24 protein-coding genes are annotated in these 25,589 nt (G+C 75.3%); 5 read left to right on the top strand and 19 right to left on the bottom strand.

The features are described from left to right. Positions 1–6 precede the first annotated feature (6 nt). A complete protein-coding gene (locus KSE_RS11230) occupies positions 7–2,223 on the bottom strand; it encodes an MMPL family transporter (protein WP_014135423.1) in 2,217 nt (738 codons plus the stop codon). Between the two features lie 389 nt (positions 2,224–2,612). Between KSE_RS11230 and KSE_RS11225 the strand changes: the two genes are divergently transcribed. From KSE_RS11225 to KSE_RS11210, 5 genes are all read left to right on the top strand, one after another. Beyond that, complete coding sequence (locus KSE_RS11225) at positions 2,613–3,797, top strand: sensor histidine kinase (protein WP_106437642.1); 1,185 nt, start codon at positions 2,613–2,615, stop codon at positions 3,795–3,797. Beyond that, positions 3,794–4,462, top strand: coding sequence for a response regulator (locus KSE_RS11220; protein WP_014135421.1), 669 nt, complete (start codon positions 3,794–3,796; stop codon positions 4,460–4,462). Before KSE_RS11225 ends, KSE_RS11220 begins: the two co-directional genes overlap by 4 nt. 423 nt (positions 4,463–4,885) lie before the next feature. After that, positions 4,886–5,059: a hypothetical protein gene (locus KSE_RS42785; protein ID WP_014135420.1), complete on the top strand. Its 174-nt coding sequence runs from the start codon at positions 4,886–4,888 to the stop codon at positions 5,057–5,059. Between the two features lie 71 nt (positions 5,060–5,130). Next, complete coding sequence (locus tag KSE_RS11215; protein ID WP_014135419.1) at positions 5,131–5,559, top strand: hypothetical protein; 429 nt, start codon at positions 5,131–5,133, stop codon at positions 5,557–5,559. Positions 5,560–5,766: 207 nt separating this feature from the next. Further along, positions 5,767–6,597, top strand: a complete 831-nt coding sequence (locus tag KSE_RS11210; protein WP_014135418.1) for an SAM-dependent methyltransferase — start codon at positions 5,767–5,769, stop codon at positions 6,595–6,597. 38 nt (positions 6,598–6,635) lie between these two features. On the opposite strand, the gene KSE_RS11205 is transcribed toward KSE_RS11210, so the two are convergent. From KSE_RS11205 to KSE_RS11120, 18 genes are all read right to left on the bottom strand, one after another. After that, positions 6,636–7,607: a Scr1 family TA system antitoxin-like transcriptional regulator gene (locus tag KSE_RS11205; protein ID WP_014135417.1), complete on the bottom strand. Its 972-nt coding sequence runs from the start codon at positions 7,605–7,607 to the stop codon at positions 6,636–6,638. 111 nt (positions 7,608–7,718) lie between these two features. Continuing rightward, the gene (locus KSE_RS11200) at positions 7,719–7,958 is read right to left on the bottom strand and encodes a DUF397 domain-containing protein (RefSeq protein ID WP_014135416.1); all 240 of its coding nucleotides are present in this window, start codon (positions 7,956–7,958) and stop codon (positions 7,719–7,721) included. Between the two features lie 246 nt (positions 7,959–8,204). Next, positions 8,205–9,074 (bottom strand): EamA family transporter, encoded by an 870-nt coding sequence (locus KSE_RS11195; protein ID WP_014135415.1) that lies wholly within the window; start codon positions 9,072–9,074, stop codon positions 8,205–8,207. Then, positions 9,071–10,111, bottom strand: a complete 1,041-nt coding sequence (gene sbnB / locus KSE_RS11190; protein WP_014135414.1) for a 2,3-diaminopropionate biosynthesis protein SbnB — start codon at positions 10,109–10,111, stop codon at positions 9,071–9,073. The genes KSE_RS11195 and sbnB overlap by 4 nt, the downstream gene beginning before the upstream one ends. Beyond that, positions 10,108–10,728, bottom strand: coding sequence for a thiamine pyrophosphate-dependent enzyme (locus KSE_RS11185; RefSeq protein ID WP_014135413.1), 621 nt, complete (start codon positions 10,726–10,728; stop codon positions 10,108–10,110). Before KSE_RS11185 ends, sbnB begins: the two co-directional genes overlap by 4 nt. Then, entirely contained in the window at positions 10,728–11,252 is a 525-nt protein-coding gene (locus KSE_RS11180) for a thiamine pyrophosphate-binding protein (RefSeq protein WP_014135412.1), read from the bottom strand. The genes KSE_RS11185 and KSE_RS11180 overlap by 1 nt, the downstream gene beginning before the upstream one ends. Before the next feature lie 14 nt (positions 11,253–11,266). After that, positions 11,267–11,923 carry a pyridoxamine 5'-phosphate oxidase family protein gene (locus tag KSE_RS11175; protein WP_014135411.1) on the bottom strand — a complete coding sequence of 219 codons (657 nt, stop codon included), beginning with the start codon at positions 11,921–11,923 and terminating at the stop codon, positions 11,267–11,269. Continuing rightward, entirely contained in the window at positions 11,920–12,888 is a 969-nt protein-coding gene (locus KSE_RS11170; RefSeq protein WP_014135410.1) for a TauD/TfdA family dioxygenase, read from the bottom strand. The genes KSE_RS11175 and KSE_RS11170 overlap by 4 nt, the downstream gene beginning before the upstream one ends. Before the next feature lie 105 nt (positions 12,889–12,993). Then, a complete protein-coding gene (locus KSE_RS43805; protein WP_063747485.1) occupies positions 12,994–14,007 on the bottom strand; it encodes a FomB family phosphonate monophosphate kinase in 1,014 nt (337 codons plus the stop codon). Next, the gene (locus KSE_RS43800; RefSeq protein WP_014135408.1) at positions 14,004–14,684 is read right to left on the bottom strand and encodes a maleylpyruvate isomerase family mycothiol-dependent enzyme; all 681 of its coding nucleotides are present in this window, start codon (positions 14,682–14,684) and stop codon (positions 14,004–14,006) included. Before KSE_RS43800 ends, KSE_RS43805 begins: the two co-directional genes overlap by 4 nt. Next, the gene (locus KSE_RS11155; RefSeq protein ID WP_014135407.1) at positions 14,681–16,957 is read right to left on the bottom strand and encodes an FAD/NAD(P)-binding protein; all 2,277 of its coding nucleotides are present in this window, start codon (positions 16,955–16,957) and stop codon (positions 14,681–14,683) included. The genes KSE_RS43800 and KSE_RS11155 overlap by 4 nt, the downstream gene beginning before the upstream one ends. After that, positions 16,954–18,927: an aminotransferase class V-fold PLP-dependent enzyme gene (locus KSE_RS39880; RefSeq protein ID WP_014135406.1), complete on the bottom strand. Its 1,974-nt coding sequence runs from the start codon at positions 18,925–18,927 to the stop codon at positions 16,954–16,956. Before KSE_RS39880 ends, KSE_RS11155 begins: the two co-directional genes overlap by 4 nt. Next, on the bottom strand, positions 18,924–20,087 hold the full coding sequence (locus KSE_RS11145) for a nucleotidyltransferase domain-containing protein (protein ID WP_014135405.1): 1,164 nt from the start codon (positions 20,085–20,087) through the stop codon (positions 18,924–18,926). The genes KSE_RS39880 and KSE_RS11145 overlap by 4 nt, the downstream gene beginning before the upstream one ends. Further along, entirely contained in the window at positions 20,084–21,751 is a 1,668-nt protein-coding gene (locus tag KSE_RS11140; protein WP_014135404.1) for an amino acid adenylation domain-containing protein, read from the bottom strand. The genes KSE_RS11145 and KSE_RS11140 overlap by 4 nt, the downstream gene beginning before the upstream one ends. After that, positions 21,748–22,731 carry a 2,3-diaminopropionate biosynthesis protein SbnA gene (gene sbnA / locus KSE_RS11135; RefSeq protein ID WP_014135403.1) on the bottom strand — a complete coding sequence of 328 codons (984 nt, stop codon included), beginning with the start codon at positions 22,729–22,731 and terminating at the stop codon, positions 21,748–21,750. Before sbnA ends, KSE_RS11140 begins: the two co-directional genes overlap by 4 nt. Before the next feature lie 44 nt (positions 22,732–22,775). Further along, positions 22,776–23,636, bottom strand: a complete 861-nt coding sequence (locus KSE_RS11130) for an isocitrate lyase/phosphoenolpyruvate mutase family protein (protein WP_014135402.1) — start codon at positions 23,634–23,636, stop codon at positions 22,776–22,778. Positions 23,637–23,720: 84 nt separating this feature from the next. After that, a complete protein-coding gene (locus KSE_RS11125; protein WP_014135401.1) occupies positions 23,721–25,322 on the bottom strand; it encodes an AMP-binding protein in 1,602 nt (533 codons plus the stop codon). Continuing rightward, complete coding sequence (locus KSE_RS11120; RefSeq protein ID WP_014135400.1) at positions 25,319–25,564, bottom strand: phosphopantetheine-binding protein; 246 nt, start codon at positions 25,562–25,564, stop codon at positions 25,319–25,321. Before KSE_RS11120 ends, KSE_RS11125 begins: the two co-directional genes overlap by 4 nt. Positions 25,565–25,589: the final 25 nt, after the last annotated feature.

Here is a 25,589-nt window from a genome sequence, read left to right as displayed (position 1 = left end):
GCGCGGCTACCTGACCTGCTGCCAGGGCAGCGCCTCCGGTGCCGGTGCGGCCGCCGCCGCCGCGGGCACCGGCTCCGGGTCCGGCTCCGGCTCCCGGCGGAGCGGCCACCACAGGGCGCGGCCGAGCAGGGCGGCCAGCGCGGGGACGACGGCCAGCGAGAGGACGACGGCGGAGAGCAGGATGCCCAGGGTCAGGGCGAACGCGTTCTGCTGGTTGCCGGGGACGGTCGCCAGCGAGGCGAAGGAGGCGGCCAGCACCACGCCGGCGGTGGCGACGGCGGGGGCGGTGTGCCGGACGGCGCGGGCCACGGCGGCGCGGGCCGGGCCGGGGCGGCGCATCTCCTCGCGGATCCGGTCGGTGATCAGGATGTTGTAGTCGGTGCCGAGCGCCACCACGAACAGGAACAGCACCAGCGGCAGCGCGAAGTTGATGCCGGGCTCGTCCAGCAGGTGCTGGAAGACCAGGGTGGCCGCACCGAGGGTGGCGGCGAAGCCGGCGCCGACGGCGAGCAGCAGCACCGCCGGGGCGAGCAGGCTGCGCAGCAGCAGCACCAGGATCAGCGCGATCAGCGCGGCCGCGACCGGGAACACCACCTTCAGGTCGTGGTCGACGGCGGCGGAGACGTCCGCGAAGACGGCCGCCGTCCCGCCGACGTGCGCCTCGGTGCCGGCCGGGGCGTGCGCCGCGGCGGCGGCGCGCAGCGGGCCGGAGACCAGGTCGCGGGCCTGCCGGCTCTGCGGGTCGGCGGTCGGGTACAGGTCGATCCGGACGGCCCGGCCGTCCCCGCTCGCCACCGCCGGGGCGACCTGGCCGACGCCCGGGACCTGGCCCAGCGCCTTCGCCAGCCCGTCCACCCGCCCGGCGTCGACCGTCCCGCCGTCGCGCGCCGTGACGTACACCGTGGTCGGGTCGGACACGCCCGCGGGCAGCGCCCGGGAGATCTCCGCGGCGGTCGCGGCGGCCGGCGTGGTGCTCGCGCCGCCCATCCCGTAGTCCATCCGGATGCCCGCGATGCCCGCGGCCAGCACGCCGAGCAGCGCCGCGGACACCGCCAGCACCGCGCCCGGCCGCCGCGCCACCAGCGCGCCCCAGCGGGCCGCCGCCCCGGCCGGGGGCTGCCGGCGCAGCGCGCGCGAGGGCCAGAACATGCCGCGTCCGCAGACCGCGAGCAGCGCCGGCATCAGGGTCAGGCTGCCCAGCAGCATCACCAGCACCGCGACGGCGATCGCCGGGCCGAGCGAGCGGAACTGGCCGAAGGTCGCCACGCCCAGGCTGGCGAACGCCGCGACGATGGTCAGCGCGGCCGAGGTGATCGCCGTCCCGACCCGGGCCGACACCTCGGCGGCGGCCCGCCGGGCGGGCTGGCCGGGGTTGGCCCGCAGGTGCTCGCGGAACCGGAACAGCAGGAACAGCAGGTAGTCGACGCCGATGCCGAGCAGCACGACCGAGATCAGGCCGGGCGTGTTGGCGTCCAGCCGCAGCCCGGTCAGCGCGGCCGTCCCGCCGACCGCGCCGCCGGCCACCCCGCCGATCAGGGCGACCGCCAGCAGCGGCAGCAGGGCCGCCGCCACACTGCGGAACACCAGCACGTTGACCAGCACGATCAGCCCCATCACCAGGGCGTTGCCGACGACCGCCATGGTCTTGGTGTCGTCCGTGGTGTCGACGGCCTCGGCCAGCGAGCCGGTGAACCCGGTGCGCAGCCCGGCCTCGGCGAACCGCTCGCGGGCCGAGTCGCGGAAGGCCCGGTAGACGTCCTGCACGCCCGGGTCGCCGACGCCGCCGGTCAGCTCGACGCCGAGCAGTTCGAAGCTCCGGTCGGGCGCGGTGGTCACCGGCGCGACCTTCGGGGTCTGCGAGCGGTCGGGCAGCAGGAAGGACGGCTCGTCCTTCGCCCGCGGCATCTCGACCCGCCGCCCGCCGAGCGCCGCCGCCTCGGCGCCGATCCGCCGCTCGTCCTCGGCGGTGAGCGGCGCGCCGTCGGCCCGGGCGACCAGCACCGTGACGGTGGTGGCGTCGGGCCGGAGCCCGAAGTGGTCCTCGGCGGTCCGCAGCGCGGCGGCCGAGTCGTAGCCGCGCGGCAGGAAGTCCGCCGTCCCGGCCTGGGTGGCCTTGGCGAACAGCAGCGGGCTCAGCCCGGTCAGCGCCACGCCCAGCACCGCCCACACGGCGATCACCTTCCAGGCGTGTCTGGTGGCTGCTGCGGTCAGTGCGCGGATCACGGTGGGTGCCCCCTGGGCTGGTCCGTCGGTCGTCGGCACGGGTCCTCCCGGCCTGCCCCAAGCCCATCAGCCGGACCCCGGCCCGGGCGTCGTGGCGGCGGACGATCCGCACCGGGGCCCGCGCTCCCGCCCCCGCCCCCGGCTGGGAGCGTGCTCCCGGTCCGCCCGTCCCGCCCCCGCCCTGGGAGCGTGCTCCCAGCCGGGCCGCCCGGCGCTCGCCCCGGGGGACCACGACCGGCCCGACCGGCCGGTGCCAGAATGAACGCGCAGGCCGGACGGGCAGCCCGGCCAGGTGGACCAGACCAGACCAGGTGGGCCAGACCAGGCCGAAGCAGGCGGGCCGAAGCAGGCGGGCCGACCGGCCGGGCCGAACGGGGGAGCGAACGACGATGGACAGCCGACCGGAGACCGCCGCCGCCCCCCTCCGGGCGCTGTGGACGCACGCGGACGCCCTGCTGGTCGTCGCCGCCGCCCTGGCCGACGTGCTCGGCTACCTGCTGCTCGGCGCGATGGACGGCGGCGGCGCCGCGCCGATCGCGGGGATGCTCTGCCTGGCGCTGTCCGCCGTCCCGCTGCTGGCCCGCCGCCGGGCCCCGGTGCCCGCGCTGGCCGGGGTGCTGGCGCTGCAGGCGGTCGCCGACCTGGCCGGGCCGGGCACTCCGCACTTCGGCGCGGCGCTGGTCCTGGCGCTGTTCTCGGCCGCCCGGGCGAGCGGCGTCGCGGTGAGCGCCGCGGCCGCCGCCGCGGCGTCCGTGGTGACGATGTTCGGGCAGAGCCACCTCACCCTGCCGAGCTGGGAGGCCGCGGTCTCCGCGCCGATCTCCGCGCTGCTGGTGGCCGGCGCGGGCCTGGCGGTGAGCCGCTGGCAGCGCGAGGTGACGGCCAACCGCCAGCTGCTGGCCGACCGGGCGGTCGCCGAGGAGCGCCGCCGGATCGCCCGCGAGCTGCACGACATCGTCGCCCACCACATCACCACCATGCAGCTGATGGCCGGCGGCGCCCGCGCCAACCTCGCCCACCCCGAGACCGCCCGGGAGGCCCTGGTCACCCTGGAGTCCTCCGGCCGCCTCGCGCTCCGCGAGATGCGCCAACTCCTCGACGTGCTGCGGGCCGAGGACGAACCCGACACCGCCCCGCCCGCCCCGCAGCCCGGCGCCGACGACCTCGGCCGACTGATCGAGGACTCCCGGCGGGCCGGCCTGCCCACCGACCTCGCCGTCGACGGCCCGGCCCGCCCGCTGCCGCCCGCCCTCGGCCTGACGGTGTTCCGGATCGTCCAGGAGGCCCTCACCAACACCCGCAAGCACGCCGGCCCCGCCGCCACCGCCCGGGTCACCCTCGCCTACGGCCCGGAACTGCTCCGGGTCGAGGTCACCGACACCGCCCCGAGCCCCGGCCCGCGCACCAGGGCCGGCAACGTCCCCGGCGGCCACGGCCTGATCGGCATGCGCGAACGCACCGCCCTGCACGGCGGCACCCTGACCGCCGTCGCGCACCCCGGCGGCTTCACCGTCCGGGCCGAACTCCCGCACCCCGCCACCGAATCCGACGCCCTCGCGGGAGCCCGCCGATGACCCCGATCCGCCTGCTGATCGCCGACGACCAGCCGCTGGTCCGCCGCGGCCTGTCCCTGATCCTCTCCCCGGACCCGGCCCTCCAGGTCGTCGGCGAGGCCGAGAACGGCGCCCACGCCGTCGAACTCGCCCGCGAACTGCGCCCCGACGTGGTGGTGATGGACATCCGGATGCCCGTCCTCGACGGCGTCGACGCCACCCGCGAACTCGCCCGCGTCCTCCCCGACTGCCGGGTCCTCGCCCTCAGCACCTTCGACCTCGACGAGTACGTGGTCGCCGCCCTGCGCGCCGGCGCCTGCGGCTTCCTCCCCAAGGACGTCTCCCCGGAGGAGCTCGGCGCCGCCATCCGCACCGTCCACACCGGCGAGGCCGTCGTCGCCCCGCGCCTGCTCACCCGCCTGATCTCCACCTACGTCCGCACCCCCGCCACCCCCGCCGTCCCGCGCCCGGCCCCCGCCCCCGCCGACCTCACCCCGCGCGAGACCGAGGTCTGGCGGCTGATCGCCACCGGCCTCGACAACGACGCCATCGCCGCCGCCCTCGACCTCAGCCGCTCCACCGTCAAGAACCACATCACCGCCCTGTTCGCCAAACTCGACGTCCGCGACCGGGCCCAGGCCGTCATCGCCGCCTACGAATCCGGCCTGGTCACCGCGGGCGTCTAGGGCCGCGTCAGGCAACCTTCGCACCGTCTGACGCCGCGTCGACTCCGTTCCGTTCGAAGGGCGTACGCATGGTCGGGCTCATCTGACCGGCGCTTTCGCATCGGTGTCGCAGCATGACCGTTCCGGATCGCAATCCGCCTGAACCGGTCGCTCGGACGGCACCGAAACGTCCGTTGCAGACGGGGGATTCCGCAGGGCCTTTCGGGGCCCGCGCGCCCTGGTCGGCGGGGTACGTTTCCCGTAACGGCCTTGCCCCGCTCGGGGGTTGCCCCGCCCGGTGTTGCGAGCACCGGCCGGGGCGGTCAGGCCAGTCATGGAAGGTGCCTACCTGTGGATGACCGACCCGCTCGTGGACGGGCAGCCCTGCCCGAGATCCTGGCCCACGCTAGCAGGGGCGACCGCCCCTTCGCGGGATTGCGCGGAGTGCGCAGCTGGCGCGCTGCGGCGCAACTGCAGGCGCTGCTCGCCCCGTTGGTGCTCGCCTGGGCGACCCTGTCGCCGGCCGAGGCCGAATGGGCCCGGGCCGCGCTGATCCTCGGCGTGCTGCGGATGTGCCGCGGCACCGGCGTCGAGTGGACGCTGGTCCGCCGGTTCTGAACCCGGCCGCGCCCCCGTGCCGTCCCGCGCCCACTGCCCCCGTCCCGCCGTCGACGTCGAACGGAGCCCCGGTGTCCATACCCCCTGTCGGCTACGCCGCTTTCGTCGAACTCCACCTCTGCCACTACGAGATGTACGCGCTGGCCCGCCTCGGCGACGCCCGCCTCGCCGGGCGGGTGGTCGAACTCGTGCTGCGCCGGACCGAGGCCGACTGGGCCTGGGTGCTGCGCGACGACCCCGCGGCGGCCACCTGGCGGACCCTGCGCGAGGCCGTCACGCTGGCCCGGAAGGACGCGCCGGCCTCCCCGTCGGACGGCCTGCACCGCAGCATGCCCGAACGGCCGGCCGACGCCGCGCTCCTGCACGAGCACCTCGGCCTGGCCCCGGCCGACGCCGCCGCGCTGATGGGGCTGGAGGAGCCCGCCGTCCGCGCCCACCTGAAGGCCGCCCACCGCTGGCGGGCCGACCGCGGCCCCGCCGGCCCGGCCGGGGCCGCCTGACCCGGCGTCGCCGTCCGGTCCGCCGGCGGGCGGTGGTGCGGGCCTGGTGAACCGACCAGGTGTACCCCGGTTCGCCAGGTCTTTCGCCATGCCTTCGCCACTGTCACCCAGGGGTGTGAGTTTCGGCCTTTTCCGGCCCGGTGCGCGGTGACGGAGCGCCATAATTGCTCGCTGGCACGAAAGTTCGGATCATGCTGGGGGTAGCGGGTGAACCGGAACGGAACCGGCTGGCAAGAGCCCATTGACAGGGGCAGACCAAGCGTCGCGCGGATAAAGGACTGCCTGCTCGGAGGGAACCGCAACTACCCGGCGGACCAACGGGCGGTCGCGGAGCTGCTGGAAACCGCCCCCAACGCCCGGGAGCTGGCCCGGGCCGGCCACGACTTCCTGATCCGGACGGCACGCCACCTCGCCGAGAAGCACGACATCAGGCAGTACCTCGACCACGGCTCCGGCCTGCCGCTGCCCGCCCTCAACCTGCACGAGGTGGTCGGGGCCGTCCACCGCGACGCCCGGGTGGTCTACACCGACACCGACCCGATGGTCCTCGCCTACGGCCGGGCCGTGCTGGACGAGAGCCCCAACGCGGTCATCCTCGACGCCGACCTCACCGACACCGCCCGGATCACCGCCGGCCTCGACGGCCGGATCGACCTCCGGCGGCCGGTCGGCGTGCTGCTCGCCTCCGCGTTCCACCGCATCCCCGGCCGGGACGGCGACGACCCGAAGGCCGCCGTCGGGGAGCTGATCGGACTGCTCGCCCCGGGCAGCTTCGTCGCCCTCTGCCAACTGGTCAGCGACGACGACGACGCCCGCGCCGCGCTGACCGGCCTGATGCGGCGGCAGACCGGCGAGGAGTGGGGCCGCGCGCGCACCGAGGCCGACGTCCGGAGCTACTTCGACCTCGACCGGCTGGCCCTGGAGGGCCCCGGCCTCGGCGACGTCACCGCCTGGCACCCCGACGCCCCGCCCCGGGGCTCGGAGTCGCGCCCGGCCGCGACCTGGACCGCCTTCGGCGGCCTCGCCAGGGTCGTCTGAACCCTCCCCGGCCCGAACCGCCGGGAGGATCCCCGCCGCTACAGGCGTAGTTGGGCCTCCAGCAGCGCGTTCTGGATCAGCCGGCGGCTCTCCTGGAAGCCGGGCGCCCGCAGCAGCACGTTGTCGATCAGGTCGTTGAGGTCGACGTAGCCCGGGTCGGCCACCTCGTTGGCCCCCGGCAGCGAGCCTCGGTGGAAGGCCGCCTGCCGCCCCAGCTCGTTGTAGATGACGTCGGGCACCGAGTCGGCCACCGACCGGCGGAACCCCAGCCGGGTCAGGGTGTTGATCGGGATGGCCAGCGGGATCCGGACGGTCATCACCCGGATGCCGACCGGCAGGCTCCGGTCCTCCACCAGGTCGAGCAGCGCCTGGAGTTGGTCGATCAGGATCTCGGGGCGGCCGAAGTCGGCGTGCAGCACGGACTGCTCGATGAAGAACCGGGCCTTCGGCCGGTCGGTGGCCAGCCGCTCCGCGAACCGGTGGCGCCGTTCGGCCCGGAGGCCGACCACCACCTCCTGCAGCCCGGCGTCCTGGAGGCTGGCGGGCAGGGTGTAGCGGGTGATCAGCCGGGAGTACGCCTCGGTCTGCAGCTGGCCGGGGATCGCGTTGCGGTCCACCACGAACAGCTCGGTCGCCGACTCCTCCAGCGAGGTCAGCCGGAGCATCGTCTCGGGCACCGCCATCCGGTTCCCGCTGCGGAACCTGGCGGCCCAGCCCTCCTGCGACGCGGCGAACGCCAACTCCACCAGCCGGTCCCGGTGTTCCCCCGGCCCGATGCCCTGGGCGTCCAGGATGAGCGGGATCAGGTGCGGCTTGTCGATCCTGATGTCCCCGCGCTCGATCCGGCTGTAGTACGAGGGGCTGACCAGTTTCCCGGTCGCGGCCACCACCTCGCTCTGCGTGCGGTTCCCCCGGGAGACCTCCAGGTGGGCGCCCAGGAGCAGCGCGGCCTCGGCCCACGGCCGAGCCGCGCCGCCCCCGCGGTCGGAGTGGAACGTGTCGACGGCCATCGGCCCCCCAGTGCTTTATCCCAACCTCTACTCCAGTCGGATGAGTTTTGCACAAGGTGGGCCCGGGCGTCACATCAATCCATCCGTACGGTAAATCGGCACTGGTTGGTATCAGCGCGCCAGGTGGTCGAACTCACCATTGCGCGCGCCGTCCAGCATCGCCTCGACTTCGGAGCGGGTGAACAGCAGCGCCGGCCCGCCGGGAAAGCGGCTGTTGCGCACCGCCACCGTCTCCCCGTCGTCCAGCGCCCGGAACTCCACGCAGGACCCGGTACCCACGCTGAGCTGGGCCTTCTGCCACGGCGCCGCCGCCTCGATGCCGTCCGCCGCCATGCCGTTGAAGATCTCCATGCGAGTCCTCCTCCATGATCGAATGGCACCCAGACCTCATTTGTCATATGAAAATGAGGCCCCGATCGGGGTCTGCGGAATCCCGTGCGGGATTCCGCAGCTGAGCGGTACGCATCATTCACCGTTGCCAGGGTCACGGGCCATTACACGGTCGGGTGAATTCCGCCGAACCCGGCACACCTATGAACGCCATATGATCCGACCGCAATGCGGTCCGAGCGGTGCGGGCGTCCGGTCGGCGGCCGGTCAGTGGGTGGCGCCGAGCAGGACGACGCCGGCCACGACGACGGCTCCGGCGCAGAGCCGGCGGCGGCCGAGGGGTTCGCCGAAGAGCGCGGCGCCGATCAGGGCGGCCCAGATGATGCCGGTCTCGCGGAGGGCGGCGACCTCGGCGGCGGGGGCGCGGGTCTGGGCCCAGAGGACGGCGCCGTAGGAGAGGGTGGCGACCAGGCCGCCGGCGGTGGAGCGCAGGCGTTCGGGCCGCAGCAGGTCGGCCAGCGGGCGGCGGCGCAGCCGGGGCATCAGCAGGGCGACCAGGACGCCCTCCAGGGCGGCCATCCAGGCGGTGTAGCCGAAGGCGTCGCCGGAGCGCCGGACCCCGACGGCGTCGATCAGGGTGTAGGCGGCGATCCACCCGCCGGTGGCGAGGGCGGCCCGGACGGCCGGGCCGCCGATCGCGCGCCCGCCCGGGACGCCGTTCAGGGAGAGGGCGGCGAGTCCGCCGCAGACGGCGAGCAGTCCGCCCAGCCGCCAGGGGCCGAAGTGCTCGCCGAGGAGCAGGACGGCGACCGCCGCGACGCCGACCGGGGCGACGCCGCGGGCGACCGGGTAGACCTGGCCGAAGTCGCCGAGCCGGTAGGCGCGGGAGAGTTGGGCCATGTAGGCGGCGTGCACCGCCGCGGAGGCGGCCAGGTAGGGCCAGCTCGCCGCGGCGGGCGGGGTGAGCAGGAGCAGCAGCGGCAGGCAGAGCGCGGTCTTGGTGACGCTGATCAGGGTGAGCCCGGCGTCCCGGTCGCGGGCGGCCTTGGCCAGGGTGTTCCAGGCGGCGTGCAGCAGCCCGGCGGCGAGGACCACGGCGACCGGGAGGCCCGGGAGGGCGGCCTGCGGGGGCGTCATCCGGCGGTCGGCGGGGCCTCGTGCCGCTGCAGGTCGTGGAAGAACCCGGGGACGTCCTCCAGTTGTCCGGTGGCGGCGAGTCGGTCGTGGACGTGCTTGGCCAGCGCGAGGTCGAGCACGCCGAGGCCGAACGGGGAGAAGACCACGGTCCGGTCCGCGGGGACGGCGCGGTCCCCGGCGAGGTGGTCGTAGAGCGTGCCGTCGACGAAGTCGCGGTGCCCGGCCCGCTGTTCGGCGAGGTGCGGGGAGGTGCCGGCCTTGAGGCAGTGGTCGACGTCGTCGAGCACGTTGTAGGCGCCGAGGATGACGTCGGGCCCGAGGTCGCGCAGCGAGATGTTGAGCACCAGCGGGTGGTGGTCGAACCAGGCGGGGTCGGTGAGGTGCGGGGCGGGGGCCACCGTGGCGATCACCAGCAGGTCGCTGGAGCGGACCAGGGACTCGGTGGTGGAGTGCAGTTCGGCGGTGGCGCCGGCCGCGGCGAGGTAGTCGCGGAAGCCCTCGGCGTGGGCGGGGACGCTGTCGTGGACGCCGACCCGGGTGGTGTCGAAGCCGATGGCGGCGAGGTGGTCGAAGAGGTAGCGGGCGATCAGGCCGGTGCCGACGAAGCCGATCCGGGCCGGCCGTACGCCGCGGGCGCGGCTGAGCCGGTCGGCGGCCAGCGCGGCGGAGCCGGCGGTGCGGGCCGCGCTGATGATGGAGCTCTCCAGGCAGGCGAAGGGGTAGCCGGTCCTGGTGTCGTTGAGGATGAGCACCGCGGAGGCGCGGGGCAGTCCGTCGGCGACGTTCTCCGGGAAGCCGGCGATCCACTTGATGCCGTGCACGTCGACCTCGCCGCCGACCGAGGCGGGCAGCGCGATGATCCGGGAGGACGGCCGGTCGGGGAAGCGCAGGAAGTAGGAGTCGGGGTTGACGGTGCGTCCGTCGCCGTGCAGGCGGTAGGCGCGCTCGACGACGTCGACGACCTCCGACTCCCGTCCGGCCAGCACCTGGTGGACCTGGCGGCCGGGGATGACCGAGAAGGCGGGGGCGGCGTTCACGCGGCGGCTCCGGCGAGGACGGTGCCGCGGGCGGGCGCGGCGGGAGTGGTGGGCGTGGTGGGGGCGGGCGCGGCGAGGGCGGTGCGGACCCGGCTGACCAGTTCCTGCGGGGTGTGGGTGACCCGGCGGCCGGCGCCGGCGGTGCGCGGGCCGGTCAGGACGTGCAGCAGGGTGAGTCCGGGGCCGAGCCGGGCGGCGCGCAGTTCGTCGGCGTCGGTGACCAGGACGGTGTGGGGGTACCCGGCGGCCCGGGCCAGCGCGGTGAAGTCGGCCTGCTGGACGGTGCGCTGGCCGCCGGTGCTCTCGTGCATCCCGTTGTCGGCGACCACGTGCAGCAGGTCGGCGCCGGCGGCGGCGAGCAGCGGGAGCACGTTGAGGTTCATCAGCAGCGAGCCGTCGCCGTCGAGCGCGATGACGGTGCGGCCGGGCCGGGCGAGGGCGATGCCGAGCGCGATCGGCGCGGCCATGCCCATCGAGCCGACCAGGTAGAAGTTCTCCGGCCGGTCGGCGGCGTTGAAGAGTTCGCGGCTGGTGAAGCCGCAGGTGGAGACGATCACCGCGTCGGGGTGCCGGCGGAGCAGTTCGAGGGCGATCTCGGAGAGCGTGAGCTGGGACATCAGATGCCTTCCCGGACGACGAGGACGGAGCAGCGGCCGTGCTGTTCCATCTGGGCGAGGACCGCGGTCACCGAGCCGGCCACGTCGGCGTGGTCGAGGACGGTGTGCGGGAGTGCGAACAGGTCGAGCAGGTTGAGCAGTTCGGCGCCGATCACGTCGTGCTCGACGGCGTCGTTGCCGTCGTGTCCGCGCCAGCTGACCACCAGGAGCACGGGGACGTCGTAGATCAGGTTGAACGAGGTCAGCACGTTGAGGGAGTAGCCGAGGCCGGAGTTCTGCATCAGCACCACGGCGCGCTCGCCGGCCACCGCGGCCCCGGAGGCGATGCCGATGGCGCTGTCCTCGCGCGGGGCGGGGACGTAGCGCAGGCCGGCCAGGTCCGGGTCGGAGCCGGTGTCTTCGAGCAGGGTGAAGGCGCCGGCGAGCAGGCTGCAGGGGACGCCGGTGGCGAGGGTGAAACCGTGGTCGACCAGGCCGGTCAGCAGGGCGCGGGCGGCGCGGGTGTCGAGGGCGGTGCCGGACATCGTGGGTCCTTCCTTCAGGGGGACGGGTCGGTCGGGGACGGGGTGCCGTAGAGCTGCCGGGCGTAGCCCGGGCCGTAGCGTTCTTCGAGTTCGGCGAGGGGGGTGTCGGTCCACTCGGTGGCGCCGGCGATCCGGGCCCGGGAGGGGACGGCGTCCGGGTCCCAGCTGTCGGGTTCCCAGAGCCGGGCGCGCAGGAAGGACTTGGCGCAGTGGAAGTAGACCTCCTCGGGTTCGACCAGCAGGGCCAGGGTCGGGACGTGGCCGCGGTGGGCGAGGTCGGCGAGGAAGGGGGCGTCGGTGACCAGGCGGCCGCGGCCGTTGACCCGCAGGGTGTCGCCGCGGCCGGGGACGACGAACAGCAGCGCGACCCGCGGGTTGCCGAGCAGGTTGCGCCAGCTGTCGGCGCGCCGGTTGCCGGGCCGGTCCGGGAGGGCGAGCAGCCGGTCGCCGAGGACGTGCGCGAAGCCGGGCGGGTCGCCGCGCGGGGAGACGTCGCAGTCGCCGTCGGCCCCGGAGGTGGCCAGCACGCAGAACGGGGACCGGGCGATCCAGGCGCGTTCCAGCGGGCCGAAGCGGTCGGCGCTCTTGCGGTGGACCACCGGGTTGGGCGGGGCGATCAGCTCGCGCAGCTCGTCCTCGGTGGCGATCTCCCGGTACGGTCCGGAGGTCACTTCCGGGACCACATCCGGAACATGTACCGGTTGACCCGGTCGGGCCGGTCGGTGTCGAGGTCGATCTCGCGCGGCTCGTACCGGTCGACGAAGGCGGTCCTGGAGTGCAGGAAGCGGTCGTCGGCGGAGACCAGGGTCTGGCCGCGCTCCAGCCGGATCCGGTACTGCACGCCGGACTGGTCGAGCACCGCGTCGAAGAAGTCGAGGGCGGCCCGCTGGCGGTCGTCCATGGGGACGCCGAGCTTCTCGTGGGCGCCCTCCATGTAGGTGCGGAAGTAGCGGACCAGGGCCTCGCCCCCGGGGCTGTAGCTGATCACCGGGGAGCGGAAGAAGCCGTCCTCGGCGGTGGTCATGCCGCGCTTCTCGAACCAGAAGTCCCCGGTCAGGACGTCCAGGACCTCCGGGTACGCCTTGAGCGTCTCGTGCACCGAGCGGGCGTCCACCAGGATGGACTCGCCGCCCAGGTAGGCGCTCTGGCCGCAGGAGAGCAGCAGGTAGTCGATCGGCTCGGGGTCGTTGACGGCGTCGTTGTGCATGTGCGCGCCCTGCTTGGTCTGGTGGTACCGGGCGCCCTGCTCGACGGTCCCCTGGTTGCCCCGGTCGTAGACCTCGATGAACCGCCAGCCCTGGTGGTTCTGCACCATCGGGCGGCCGAGCGCGCTGCCCAGCAGCCAGGCGTAGAGGGCCTGGCCGCGGAGGCTGTCCACGCCCTCGACCCGGTCGTAGACGATGAAGTGGACCCGGGTGTCGATGATCTCGCGGGTGGCCTCGATCTCGGCGCGGAACCGGGGCATCCGGTCGAGGCCGACCTCCGCGTCGGTGAGGTCGTCGATCCGGCGGCCGGCCGTGGCGGCGGTCAGTTCGGCGACGCGGGCGGCGATCTCGCGCTGGGCCTCGGGGCCGAAGGTGTGGATCGCCTCGGCGGGGACGGCGAGCGTGCGGGCGTCCGGGGACGCTATTGCCATGGACATGTCCATCACTTTCCGGTGAATGGTCGGGAAGGGTCGGGAAGGGTCGGGAAGGAGGGAGGGGCCGTGCAGGGGAGCGCGGGGGAGCGGGGGCGGGGCGGGTCAGCCGGCCAGGCGCTCCAGCACCGCGTCCCGGACGGCCGGGTCGCGCAGGTCGGCGTTGACGCGGAAGCAGCGCGCGCTGCACACCAGGCCGGCCAGCTGGCGGTTCATCCGCCCCAGCACCCGGCTGAACGCCGCCACGTCGCGGCCCTGGTGGGCCAGCACGTCGTCCTTCAGCCCGTAGGTGGTGACGGCGTGCGCGTACTGGGAGAGGAAGGTCTCGGCGGTGGCCGGGTCGATCTCCTCGACGCCCACCCGGCCGCGCGGGTTGTAGTCGACGACGACCACGTTGCGCACCACCGCCCGGTCCACCGGGCGGCCGCCGAAGACCAGTTCGGCCGGGGCGAGGTAGTCGCCGCTCTCCAGGTGCGGGGTCAGGCCGTGCCGGTCGATCAGCGGCCCGAACCGGTCGTCCCGGCGGATCCGCACCGAGGTCGGCACCCCGTGGGCGACGCCCTCCCGCACCAGCACGTGGGTGTTGGTGAGGAAGCGCGCCCCGGCCAGGCACGCCTGGGAGAGGAAGACGGTCTTGCCGCCGCCGTTCGGCCCGACCAGCAGGGTCGCCCGGCCCCCGCCCAGCGCGAACCCGGCGGCCTTCAGGTGCAGGTAGCCGCGGTCCGCCGCGAAGTCGGTCAGGACCCGCTTCACGAAGTACGGCCACACCGTCCGCTCCAGCCGCCGGCCGAAGACGTACGCCCGGCTGCCGTCGGTGCGCAGGTAGGCGGGCTCGCCGTGGATGTGGCTGAGGTAGTACCCGCCGCGGAACCGGCGGGCCCGCAGCGAGTCGTCCGCGAGGGCCGCCACCTCGGCCGGGTCGAAGGCGTCCCGGTCGAGGTCGAGGCAGTCCACCCGGTAGTCGGGGCGGGTGCCCTCGGCGGCGTCGCGGGCGAAGTAGGCGTGCCCGTCGAAGTGTTCGAGGTTGCTGGTGACCTGGAGGGTCAGCAGGCCCAGGTCCGCGGTCCGGGTGGAGCGGACCGGGAGCGCGGAGAGGTCGAGGGGGGTCGGGCGGCTCACGGCCACGCCGTCAGCTCGGGCAGCGGACCGCCGTCGACGGCCGCCGGCCGCTCGGCCGCGGGCCGGCCGGAGATCCAGGCCGCCAGCGCCCGCAGACTGCCGCGCACCGTCCGTCCCTCGCCCCAGGTCCGGCCGGTGTCGACGGCCTCCAGCCGGGTGCCCGCGGGCAGCCGCGACTGGAGGAACTCCACGACGTGGCCGGACAGTTCGGCGCTCCACTGCTCGCTCCGGCGGCCGACGTCCAGGTCGACCAGGTGCAGGGCGCTCTCCCGCCACCAGGCCAGCCGGGTCGCCCACAGCGGCGAGTCGCGGTAGGCGCAGGGACGCTGCCAGTCGTCCTCGGACAGCGCCGCCCAGGACTCCTCCAGCGCCGCCAGCCCCTCGGCCAGCCGCTCGTTCAGCCACTCGGCCGGGCGGCCGTGCAGCTCCTCGATCCGGCGGTCCCGGGTCGGCCGGCCGCCGTCGTACACCTCGATCAGCTCGCCCTTGGCGGCGTACCGGGCCTGCCGGGCGAACGCCTGCGACAGGTCGGCCAGGTGGATCAGCACGTGGGCCCGGGTCCAGCCGGGCAGCTCGATCGCCGCCCTGGCCTGGCTCTCCGTCAACTTCTCCGCGAGCAGGGCGCGGTGGGCGTCGGAGATGTCGGCGAACTGCACCGCGGGGTCGAGGTCGTTCATGCGTCGGTCCTTTCGGGGCGGTCGCCCGGCTCGGCCGGGCGGGGCAGGAAGGCGTTGGTCCAGGACAGGATGTCCCGTAGGACATGGTGGTCCTTGTGGGGGCGCAGCGCACCGATCTGGTGGTACATCACCCCCTCGCTCGGCGGGCCGAGGACGGTGATCCGCCGCTCCACCCGGCCGTCGGCCCGGTACGGGTGGAACTCCGGGGTGAGGTCGAGGCCGCCCGGCACGAAGTCCGGCTCGTCCAGGCCCGGGTTGGCCCACTTCCGGACCAGGCCGCGGCGCAGCAGGTTGGGGTAGATCGGCCGCACGTCGCGGGCGGCGTCGAAGCCGTGCACCCGGGCGTCGACCAGGGTGTCGGCGAGCCGGTGCGCGCCGGTGACCGCCCCGCCGATCCGGAACCTGCCGGTGGCGGCGTCGCAGGAGACCTCGGTGTCCGGGCCGAGCGAGACGTCGACCAGGCCGGCCTCGATCAGCGCCCGCACCTTCTCCATCGCCTCCCGCGAGGCGCCCTGGCAGAGCCGGTTGTGGTGGCCGGTGTAGACCTCCAGGAAGGTGCGGTGGGACCCGGCCCGCAGCCCGCCGAAGTCGACCGCCTCGATCACCACGCCGCGCAGGTCGCGCCAGGCCGCGTCGGCGGCGGCCTTCGCCGGGTTGTCCAGGTTGCCCTGGGCGGCCCAGCGGATGTCCCGGTCGAGGAAGTCGAGCAGCGCCTCCCGGTACCCGGCCGCGGTGCGGTAACTGCCGCGCGGCACCGGGTCGATGGTCCGCTCCCAGGAGAAGGCGTGCCCGGCGGCCCGGGCGGCGTGCCGGTACGGGGAGACCGCGGCGGCCACCGCGGCGGCGAACGCGGTCGGGTCGCCGGCCCGTTCGAGCAGCCGGTCGGCGGTCTCGGCCCCGTGCACCACGGTCAGGAAGCTCCGCACCAGCGGGGCGAGTTCCAGGCCCGCCGGGGCGGGGCGGCCGCCGTCGAGCGGGTCGGCGCCGTCCAGCACCCGGTCGACCGCGGCGGCGGTGGCGGCGGCCAGTTCGTCCAGCGGGGCGGTCAGCGCGGCCGCGGCGGCCCGGTGGTCGGGGAAGGCGTCGGCGTCCGCGAGGAACTTGTCGTAGCCGGGCCGGGCCGCCTCCACGGCCGCCGCCCGGAACTCCGGGCCGTACAGCGTGCCGTACTGGATCAGCGCCATCTCCAGCACGATCAGCGGGAACAGGTGCCGCTCGAAGTCGAGTTGGCGCTGCTCCCGGCCGCCGAGCAGGGCCGGCCGGCCGACCGTGCGGCGCAGTTCGCCGACGGCGGGGACGGTGAGGAACGCGCCGCGGTACTCCAGCGCCGCGATGTCGCGCTCCTTCTGGTTGAACGGCCGGGCGAAGGTGAACAGGCCGTTGCGGCTGAAGGCGACCACCGAGTCCGGTTCGCGGCCGCTGCGCCGGTACACCAGCCGGCCGTCCTCGCCGGGCTCGAAGGTGCCGCCGCGGCCCTCGGTGAGGTAGAGGATCACGTCGATGCCGGTCAGGCCCATGCCCAGGCAGGCCACGGTGTTCCCGGGCCCGGTGCCGGGGACCTCCAGCGAGTGCTCCAGCGGGTACGCGGAGGCGATCAGGGTGCTGCCGTGCTCGGCGGCGAACGCCGCCCAGCCGGCGGTGCGGGCCTCCAGCGCCGGGTCGTTGGACGAGTGGCCGGTCAGCATCAGGACCAGGTCGGCCCGGTACGGGTCGGCGCCGTCCGCGGTGAGCAGCGCCAGCCGGTCGCCGTCCTCCGCCAGGTCGACGACCTCGGCCTGCCGCAGGTCGACGGTGACGCCCGGGGTGGCGCGCAGCAGGTCGACGTAGCGGCGGAAGCGGTCCTGCAGGGCCTCGCCGTGCAGGTAGCGCTTGGGCCAGTCCTCGGCGACCAGGTCGTAGGCCGCGTCACCGGTCGCGGCGAACCGGTCGCGGCACCATTCGAGCAGGGTCGGGCGGTCGGCGGCGGGCAGCAGCGGGCCGGCGTCGACCACGCTCTCGTCGGCGCCGAAGGCGACCTGGCCGACGATCCGGTTGAGGTAGCTGGTGCGGCTCTGCCGGGGGCTGTGCACCTTGCCGGAGCCGAACTCGCCGGACCGGTCGTAGACGACGATCTCCAGCTCGGTGCCGGCGTCCGGCCGGCGGGTCAGCGCGGCGAGGCGTTCCAGCACGTAGGTGCAGGTCGGTCCGCCGCCGACCACGGCGAGGCGGGTGGGGCCGGACTGCTCCGCGCCGGACTGGGCGGGGCTGGGCTGGGTGGGGCTGGGCGGTGTCACCGGGTCTCCTTCCGGGGGAGGGGGTGCGGGGGCTGGTGGGGGGCGGCCGCGTCGGCGTGCTCCTTGCGGACCTCGTCGAACGCGCTGAGCAGGCCCTGGACGTCGCGGTCGGTGAGCTGGCCCATGTTGGCGATCCGGAACACTCCGGCGGCGGCGCTCTGGGTGGCGTAGACGACGTAGCCGCGCTCCTTGAGGCCGTCGTGCAGTTGCTGGTAGCCGAGGCCGTCGTCGAGGAAGGCGTTGGTGAGCGAGGTGGCGCACTGCTCGGGCGGCAGCAGCAGGCGGACGCCGCGCTCGGCGAGGCCGGCCCGGACGGCCGCGGCGCGGGCCGCGTAGCGGGCGGAGCGGGCGGCGACGCCTTCGGCCAGGGTGAGGTCGAGCGCCGCGTCGAGGGCGCGCAGCACCTGCACGGCCGGGGTGAACTGCGGGCTGGCGGAGCCGACCTGGGCCCGGTAGTTGGCGTGCAGGTCGAGGTAGAAGGTGCGGGCGGGCCGTCCGGCGAGTTCCTCGAACCGGGCGCGGGGGGCGGTGACGAAACTGATCCCGGGCAGTCCCTCCAGGCACTTGTTGGCGGTGCCCACGCACCAGTCGATCCGGTCGGCGACCACGTCGAGGGCCTCCGCGCCGAGGCTGCTGATCGCGTCGACCACCAGGCTGCGGCCGTGTTCGGCGGTGATCCGGCCGATCTCGGCCACCGGGTTGAGCATCCCGGTGCTGGTCTCGTGGTGGACCACGGCGACGTGCGTGATGCCCGGGTCGGCGGCGAGCGCGCGGTCGACCGCGGCGAGGTCGACCGGGCTCGCCCAGCCGAACTCCAGCCGCACGGCCGGGATCCGGTGGGTCGCGGCGATGGCGTGCAGCCGCTCGCCGTAGTGGCCGTTGTCGAGGACCAGGAGCCGGCCGTCCGGGGGCACGGCGGAGCTGATCGCGGCCTCCAGCGCGGCGGTGCCGGAGCCGGTGAGCAGCACGGTGGCGTGGGTGTCGGCGCCGCCGCCGGCCACCTCGGTGGTCTTCCGGGCGACCGCCGTGAGCAGCGCGGCGGCCTCCGGTTCGCGGTGGCACTCGTCGGGCGAGCCGATCGCGGCGCGCACCCGGGGGTGGACGTTCACCGGCCCGGGGTTGAGCAGCACGGTGCGGGCGGGGACGATCCGGTCGGTGGCGATCTCGGTGTACGGCAGGTGTTCCGGCCAGTCCTCCAGCGGGTCGAAGAGGTGGCCGAGGTCCCCGGTGCGCCCGCCCCGGGTGATCACGCACTGGGCGCCGCGGCGGGCGTGCGCGGCCAGCGCGTCGATCTTGCCGCGCATCGCGCCGGTGGCGTCCCAGGAGCCGGTGGGCCACAGCAGGTGGTCGGCGGCGGCCGGGTCGGCGGCGTCCAGCCGGCGCAGCACCGGGCTGGTGTCGTCGGGTCCGGTGAGGACGCCGGGGACGTCGGTCAGCGCGACGATCCGGACGGCGTACGGGTCCTCGCCGAGCAGCAGGGCCGGGGCCTCGTCACTGCTGACGATCCGCAGGGTGCCGTCGGCGGTGAGCGCGCAGTCGCTGGAGAGCACCGGCAGGGCGTGCTCGGCGAGCAGCCGCCGGACGGCGGCCGGGTGGGTCTCCTCGGTGCCGTCGGGGTGCTCCCCGTACAGGCCGGTGAGCTGGAGCGGCACGGCGCGGACGCCCAGCCGGCGCAGCTGGGAGGTCCACTCCCAGCGGACCGCGAACGCGGGCGCGGTGAGGGCGAGGGCGGACCAGGGGTCGCGGGCCGGGTCGACGGTCCGGCCGACCTCGTGGCAGGCGGCGCCCCCGCCGGTGACCAGCACCACCCGGCCCGGCCGGGCGGCCGCCAGGTCGCGCACCTGGCGGGCGTAGTCGGCGACGGCCCGCGGGTCGGTGCCGCCACCGCCGCGCTTGTCGGAGAACAGGCTGCCGCCGACCTTCAGCACCAGCAGCTCGGGGACGCGGCCGGGCGCCGCCGGGGCGCTCACGCGCCGGCCCCGGTGGTCAGCGGGACGGCGGAGGCGCTGCCCTCCTCGCGCCGGCCGGAGTGGAACAGCCGGGGCAGGAACTCCATCGACCAGCGGGCGCGCCGGCCGTCCAGGTCGCCGAACTCGTCGAGGTAGCCGAGGTCGGCCGGGCGCAGCCGGTCCAGCACGGCGGCGGGGACGGCCTCCGGGTACAGCTGGTCGACGTAGTGCAGCGCGTAGTAGACGATCGCGGCGGCGTCGTACTCCTCGACCCGGGCCAGGAAGGCCCCCCACCCGTCCTCGTCGAGGCCGGCCACGACGAGGGCGACGTCGAGGAACTTGGCGAGCTGCAGGTCGATGTTCTCGCCGATGAAGAACAGGCTGGTGGCCTCCTTGTGGAGGTGCGAGCAGAGGTCGAGCAGCCGGTCCTCCGGGCCCTGCACCCAGGCGTCGACGCCGCACACGGTGCGCGGCACGGCCCGGTCGAGCAGCTCGGCGGCGGGCGCGGTGCGGCCCGACTTCTTCTGGAAGATGTCGTGCGTCAGGTCGACGTCGAACTCGGGCACCGCCGCCCGGTGGCCGCTCTTGCGGAACGGCAGCTGCTGGCTGAGGTTCAGCCGCCAGAACAGCTGGGTGTCCCGGCTGAACGGCTCCACCCGTTCGCCGTCGGCGGCGAGGTTGCCCTGGAGGTAGCCGAGGCGTTCCAGCACCTCCCGGGCCCGGGCGGCGTCGGCGCGGTCGATCAGCAGGTCGAGGTCGGTCATCCGGCGCAGCGCCGGATCGCCGTACTCGCCCTCGGCGAGCGGGAAGCCCTTGCGGACGGCGTACCTGATCCCGGCGGCCCCGAGCTCCCGGAAGATCAGCCCGAACTCGTCGGCCAGCGCGTGGTTGCGCTCCCGGTTGGCCAGGTACGCGCCGGTGAACACCCACGGGTACGGGAAGGTGCCGGGGCCCTTGCGGTCGAGGCGGTGGCGGTGCACGTGCCGGCCGACCAGCGGCAGCAGCTTGTGCCGGGCGGCGGCGTCGGTGAACGCGCCCCAGTCGAGGTCGGGCCGGTCGGCGAGGGCGCGGACCAGGTCGAGCCGGTCCGGGTCCAGGTGGAGCCGGGCCATGGTGAGCAGGAGCCGGGCGTGCGGCGGCAGCCGGTCGGTCCGGGGGCGGGCGTCGGCGCTGGTGGTCATCGGTGGCCCTCTCGGCGGTCGGCCTCGGCGAGGAGGCGGTGGTCGGTCTTTCCGTTGGCGGTGAGCGGGAGCCGTTCGTGTCGGTGCCAGCTGCGCGGCACCTGCCCGGCGGGCAGCAGCTCCCGCAGGAAGGCGCGCAGCTCGGCGGGGGTGACCGGGCTCCGGGGCACGTAGTGGGCGGCGAGGTCGTCGCCGGCGGCGGTGACCGCGCACTGGGCGAGCGCGGGGTGCCGGGCCAGGGCGAGTTCGACCTCGTCGAGTTCCATCCGCACCCCGGCGACCTTGACCTGCCGGTCGTCGCGGCCGAGGTAGTGGACGACGCCGTCCTCGATCCGGGCCAGGTCGCCGGTCCGGTAGAGCCGGCCGGTGGGGGAGTCCGGGTCGATCGGGTCGGCGAAGAACGCCCGCGCGGTGGCCGCCGGGTCGTTGACGTAGCCGCGGCCGACCGGCAGGCCGCCGACGAACAGGTCGCCGGCCTCGCCCGGTGCGGCGGGCCGCCAGCGGCCGTCCGGGTCGGCGACCAGGACGTGCAGCACGGCGTTGGCGATCGGCCGCCCGACCGGCAGCCGGGGCAGCCCCAGGTCGGCGGCGGTGACCCGGTGGTGCGTCACGTCGTCCGAGCACTCGGTGGGGCCGTAGGCGTTCAGCAGCGCGGTGCCGGGGAAGGCGGCGGCGATCCGCCGGGCCGCTTCGGGGCGCAGCTCCTCGCCGGTGGAGATCAGCGTCCGCAGCGCGGGCCGGGTGCCGCCCGGCCGGCTCGCCTCGTCGGCCAGCCAGCCGGCCATGGTGGGCACCAGCTCGGCGACCGTCGCGCCGGTGCGTCCCAGGGCGGCGGCCAGCCGTCGCGGGTGGGCGAGTTCGGCGTCCCGGACGACCGCGACGGTGCCGCCGGCCAGCAGCGGCGCGAGCATCTGCCAGACCGAGATGTCGAAGACCAGCGGGGCGGTGAAGGCCAGCGTGTCCTCGGCGGTGAGCGCCAGGTCGTCGAGCTTGGCCCGGAGGTGGTTGAGCAGGCCGCGCCGTTCCACCACCGCGCCCTTGGGCACGCCGGTGGTCCCGGAGGTGAAGATCAGGTACGCGGGGTCGGCGGGCGCGCCCGGGTCGTCCGGCGGTGCCGGGTCGGCCTCGGTGTCGGTGTCCCGCAGCCCGGTCACCGGGACGCCCGCCCCGGCGGCGGCCGTCGCGGCCGGACCGTCCGGCGCCCCCGTGTAGTCGAGCAGCAGGGCCGCGCCGGAGCGGCGCAGCACGTCGGCGGTGCGGGCGGCCGGCCAGGCCGGGTCGACCGGCAGGTAGACCGCGCCGAGCCGTTCGGCGGCGAGGAACACCGTCACGGTGTCGGCGCTGCGCGGCCCGGCGGCGGCGAGCACCCCGCCGCGCCGCAGGCCGTCCCGGTCGAGCCGGTCGGCGAGCGCGGCGGCCCGGCGGGCCAGCGTGCGGTAGTCGACGGACCGGCCGGCGTCGGTCACGGCGGTGCGCCCGGGGTCGCGGCGCGCGGTGTCCAGCACGTACGCGTGGACCGGCCGGTCGAGCCTGACCGGGCGGGGCCGGCGCAGGGCCAGGGCCGCGGCCGCCGCGGCGGCTTCCGGGCGCATCGGCAGCGCGGCCGGCTCCGCGGTGGTGGTGGTCGTCGTGGTGGTCGTGGTGGTGGTGCGGGGCGCGGTCATACGAGCAGCTCCCTGGTGTGCGGTGCGGCGGCGGCCGCGCCGAAGTGCCGGGTGACCCAGTCGTCGTCGTAGACGGTGTCGAGGTAGCGCTCGCCGAGGTCCGGGGCGATGGCCACGGCGGTGAGGGCGCGGTCCGGGTCCTCGGCCTCCAGCCAGGCGGCGGCGGCGCTGACCACGGTGCCCGAGGAGCCGCCGAGCAGCAGGCCGCGGGCGGCGAGCCGCCGGCACATCCGGACGGTGTCGGCCTCCGGCACCCACAGCACCCGGTCGACCGGCGCGCCGTCGACCAGCGGCATCGGCTCGGCGGCGCCGAGCCCCGGGATGTACCGGGGGCCGGGCCGGCCGCCGAAGTTGACGGAGCCCTCGGCGTCCACCGCGACCACCCGCACACCGGGGTGGTGGTCGCGGAAGTAGCGGGCGCAGCCGGTGAGCGTCCCACCGGTGCCGACCCCGACGAACAGCACGTCGAGCGAGCTGAACTCCTTGGCCAGCGCCGGGCCGGTGTGGTGGTAGTGGGCGAGCCAACTCGCCTCGTTCTCGTACTGGTTGAGCCACAGGTAGCCGCCGTCCCGGGCGCACAGCGCCCGCACCCGGGCCTTCCGGGCCGCCAGCAGCCCGCCGCCGTCCGCGGCGGGCCGGTCGACCACGTCGACGACCGCGCCGAGCGCGCGCATCAGCCGGATCGTGGACGGGTTGCACTTGGTGTCGGTGACGCAGTGGAAGCGGAGGTTGCGGGCGGCCGCGACCACCGCCATGGCGACGCCGAGGTTGCCGGAGGAGGACTCCACCAGGGTGGTGTCCGGGCCGATCCGGCCGGCCCGCTCGGCCTCCGCGACCATCCACGCCGCGGCCCTGATCTTGACCGAGCCGGCGAAGTTGAGCCCCTCGCACTTCAGGTGGAGGTTGACGCCGAGCTGCGGGGCGAGGTCCACGAAGACCTCGGTGTCGAGTAGTTCGTGGGCACCGGTGACGACTGGCACGTCAACTGCCTTTCCTCGGAGGCGGTCCGACCGGCCGGCGGGGCTCAGGCACCGAGCTTCTGCCACTCGGCGAGCCGCTGGAGCTCGAACAGGTCGCCGACCGAGGCGATGGACTCCTCGATGCCGGTGGTGTCGCCGTCCCGGACGATCGCGCCGTAGGCGTCGCGCAGCGAGGAGACGCTGGCGCGCAGGCCCTGGTTGGCGTAGATCACCACGGAGACCCCGGCCGCCCGCACCTCGTCGATGTGCCAGTCGGGGTAGGTGGTGGGCACGATGACCACCGGGACGCGGCCGTCCCAGCCGTCCAGGAAGGCCATCACCTGGTCCTTGGTGCGCTGCTTGGAGTGCACCAGCACGGCGTCCGCGCCGGAGTCGGCGTAGGCGCGGCAGCGCTCCAGCGCCTGGGTGACGTCGAGGCCGCTGATCAGCGCCTCGGTGCGGGCGATGACGAAGAAGTCGGAGCTGTGCTGGGCGTTCTTGGCGGTGCGGATCTTGGCGGCGAAGCCGGCGGTGTCCAGCAGGGCCTGGCCGCTGCCGACGAAGCTGTTCATCTTCGGGAACAGCTTGTCCTCGATGCAGACCGCGGTGATCCCGGCGCCCTCGAACTCGTGGACCATGTGCGCCACGTTGAGGTTGTCGCCGTAGCCGGTGTCGCAGTCGGCGACCACCGGGATGCTCAGCGCCTTCTGGATGTTGGCCGCCGCCTCCAGGTACTCGGTCATGCTCAGGATGCTGGCGTCGGGCAGGCAGCGGGAGGCCGACACCTCGAAGCTGGACGACCAGACGGCCTGGAAGCCCGCCTCCTGGGCCAGGTAGCCGCTGAGCGCGTGGTGCGCCCCGGCGACGCGGACGACGTCCGACTCGGCGAGAACGGTGCGGAAGGACTGGTGGTTGACACGCAACACGACGGATCTCCTGTGGGTGGTGGGGGCGTGGAAGGGAAGGAACGGACGGACGGAAGGGGTCGGACCGGCGGGCTGAGCCGGGGCTCAGCGCAGCGCCCGGTGGTCGACCTCGCCCTTGCGGGTCAGCGGCAGGACGGGCAGCAGGGTCCAGCTCAGCCGCAGCTCCGGGTGCCCGGGCACGGCGGTCCGCTCCCCGGGCGGGTCGCCGGGGTCGGCGGCGGTGTAGAACACCGCGAGCGCGGGGGCGCCGTCGTGCTCGGCGGCGAGCACCGCGCAGCGCCGGACGCCGGGGTGGCGCTGGAGTTCGCGCTCGACGTCCTCCAGGGCCAACCGCCCGCCGGGGAGGGCGAGTTGGCGGTCGGCGCGGCCGTGGTAGCGGACCTCGCCGGCGTGGAAGGACACCAGGTCGCCGGTACGGAAGGCCAGCCCGGTCGGCCCGGCGTCCGGGGTGGTGTCGCGCAGGTAGGCGCCGGTGCGCAGGACGCCGTCGGCGAGGTGGCCGAGGCCCACCGGGGCGCCCTGGACCAGGAGTTCGCCGATCTCGCCGGGTTCGGCGTGGCGCCAGGCGCCGTCCGGCGCCGGCAGCACGGCGGAGAGCACCGCGTTGGGGATCGGGCGCCCCCGGGGGATCCGGGCCCCCGCCAGGTCGGCGGGCCGCACCCGGTGGTGCAGCACGTCGTCCGAGCACTCGACCGGCCCGTTGGCGAACACCGTGGCGACACCGGGCAGGACGGCGCCGATCCGCGCGGCCAGCTCCGGGCCGAGCTCCCCGCCGGTCGCCACCAGCAGCCGCAGCCCGCTGCCGGGCGGCGGTGCGCCGGCGGCCTTGCCGGCGCGGTCGAGCAGCCAGCCGATGGCCGTGGGCACCAGCTCCACCACGGTGGCACCCGTGCGGTCCAGGGCGCCGGCCAGCCGGCGGGGGAAGGCCGTGTCGGCCTCGGCGACCACCGCGACCGCGCCCCCGACCAGCAGCGGGGCGAGCATCTGCCACACGGCGGTGTCGAACACCTGCGGCGCGCTGTAGGCGACCCGGTCCGCTGAGGTCAGACCGAGGTCGTCGATCTTCGCCCAGAGGTGGTTCACCATGCCGGCGTGGGCCGTCACCGCGCCCTCGGCGCCACCGGCGAACTCGGCGGTGTAGAGCGCGTACCGGGGTTCGGCGGCGGAGGCCCGCTCGCGCGGCGCCGGCAGCCCGGCCGCCTCGTCCGCGCCGTCCGCACCCTCGACGCCCTCCGTGCCGGGCTCCTCCGCCAGGGCGACGAGGCGCAGCCCCCGGGGCGCCGGCCCGGCGGGGCCGCCGTGCCGGACCAGCCGGGTGGCGCCGCAGTGCCGGGCCACCTCGGCGATCCGCTCGGCCGGCCAGCCGGGGTCGAGCGGGACGTGCACGCAGCCGAGGCTCTCCATCGCCAGCAGGACGGCGATCGCGGTGGCCGAGCGCGGCCCCTGGACCAGGACGGCCTCGCCCGAGGCGCAGCCCGCCGCGCGCAGCGCCGCGGTGTGGCGCCGCACCGCGGCGTCCAGCCCGGCGTAGTCGACGGCGGTGCCGCGGTCCCACACGGCGGTGCGGCCGGGGGTGCGGGCGGCCTGCCGGTGGACCCGGCCGGCCACGGTGGCCCGCAGGTCCAGCGGCCGCGGGCGGCGCAGCGCCCGGTCGGGGCCGCGCAGCAGGAGCTCGGGGGTGGTCACAGCAGCGGCTCCAGGGCGAGCCGCAGGGTGCCGGGGGTGGTGAAGGTGTCGGGGGCGAGCAGTTCCTCCGGGAACTCGATCCCGTAGTGGTCCTCGATCGCGGTGACCAGTTCCACCACGAGCAGGGAGTCGATGCCGACCTCGACCAGCAGGGTGTCGTCGGTCAGCGCGCGGTCGGGCGGCAGTTCGCGGCAGTACGGGCGGAGGAAACGGGTGAACTCGTCGGCGGTAGCGGTGTCCATGGCGGAATCTCCTCTATGGTCTAGA

Source organism: Kitasatospora setae KM-6054, assembly GCF_000269985.1.
Taxonomy (GTDB): Bacteria; Actinomycetota; Actinomycetes; order Streptomycetales; family Streptomycetaceae; genus Kitasatospora; species Kitasatospora setae.
Note: the sequence above shows the minus strand (reverse complement) of the source record. Positions and strands in the feature narration are given on the sequence as shown.

Coding starts and splice junctions, on each gene's coding strand:
- KSE_RS11205 (WP_014135417.1), bottom strand. CDS start 7,607: ATGGCCGTCGACACGTTCCACTCCGACCGCGGGGGCGGCGCGGCTCGG.
- KSE_RS11195 (WP_014135415.1), bottom strand. CDS start 9,074: ATGACGCCCCCGCAGGCCGCCCTCCCGGGCCTCCCGGTCGCCGTGGTC.
- KSE_RS11220 (WP_014135421.1), top strand. CDS start 3,794: ATGACCCCGATCCGCCTGCTGATCGCCGACGACCAGCCGCTGGTCCGC.
- KSE_RS11180 (WP_014135412.1), bottom strand. CDS start 11,252: ATGTCCGGCACCGCCCTCGACACCCGCGCCGCCCGCGCCCTGCTGACC.
- KSE_RS11170 (WP_014135410.1), bottom strand. CDS start 12,888: ATGGCAATAGCGTCCCCGGACGCCCGCACGCTCGCCGTCCCCGCCGAG.
- KSE_RS11200 (WP_014135416.1), bottom strand. CDS start 7,958: ATGGAGATCTTCAACGGCATGGCGGCGGACGGCATCGAGGCGGCGGCG.
- KSE_RS43800 (WP_014135408.1), bottom strand. CDS start 14,684: ATGAACGACCTCGACCCCGCGGTGCAGTTCGCCGACATCTCCGACGCC.
- KSE_RS11185 (WP_014135413.1), bottom strand. CDS start 10,728: ATGTCCCAGCTCACGCTCTCCGAGATCGCCCTCGAACTGCTCCGCCGG.
- KSE_RS11225 (WP_106437642.1), top strand. CDS start 2,613: ATGGACAGCCGACCGGAGACCGCCGCCGCCCCCCTCCGGGCGCTGTGG.
- KSE_RS11140 (WP_014135404.1), bottom strand. CDS start 21,751: ATGACCGCGCCCCGCACCACCACCACGACCACCACGACGACCACCACC.
- KSE_RS11120 (WP_014135400.1), bottom strand. CDS start 25,564: ATGGACACCGCTACCGCCGACGAGTTCACCCGTTTCCTCCGCCCGTAC.
- KSE_RS11145 (WP_014135405.1), bottom strand. CDS start 20,087: ATGACCACCAGCGCCGACGCCCGCCCCCGGACCGACCGGCTGCCGCCG.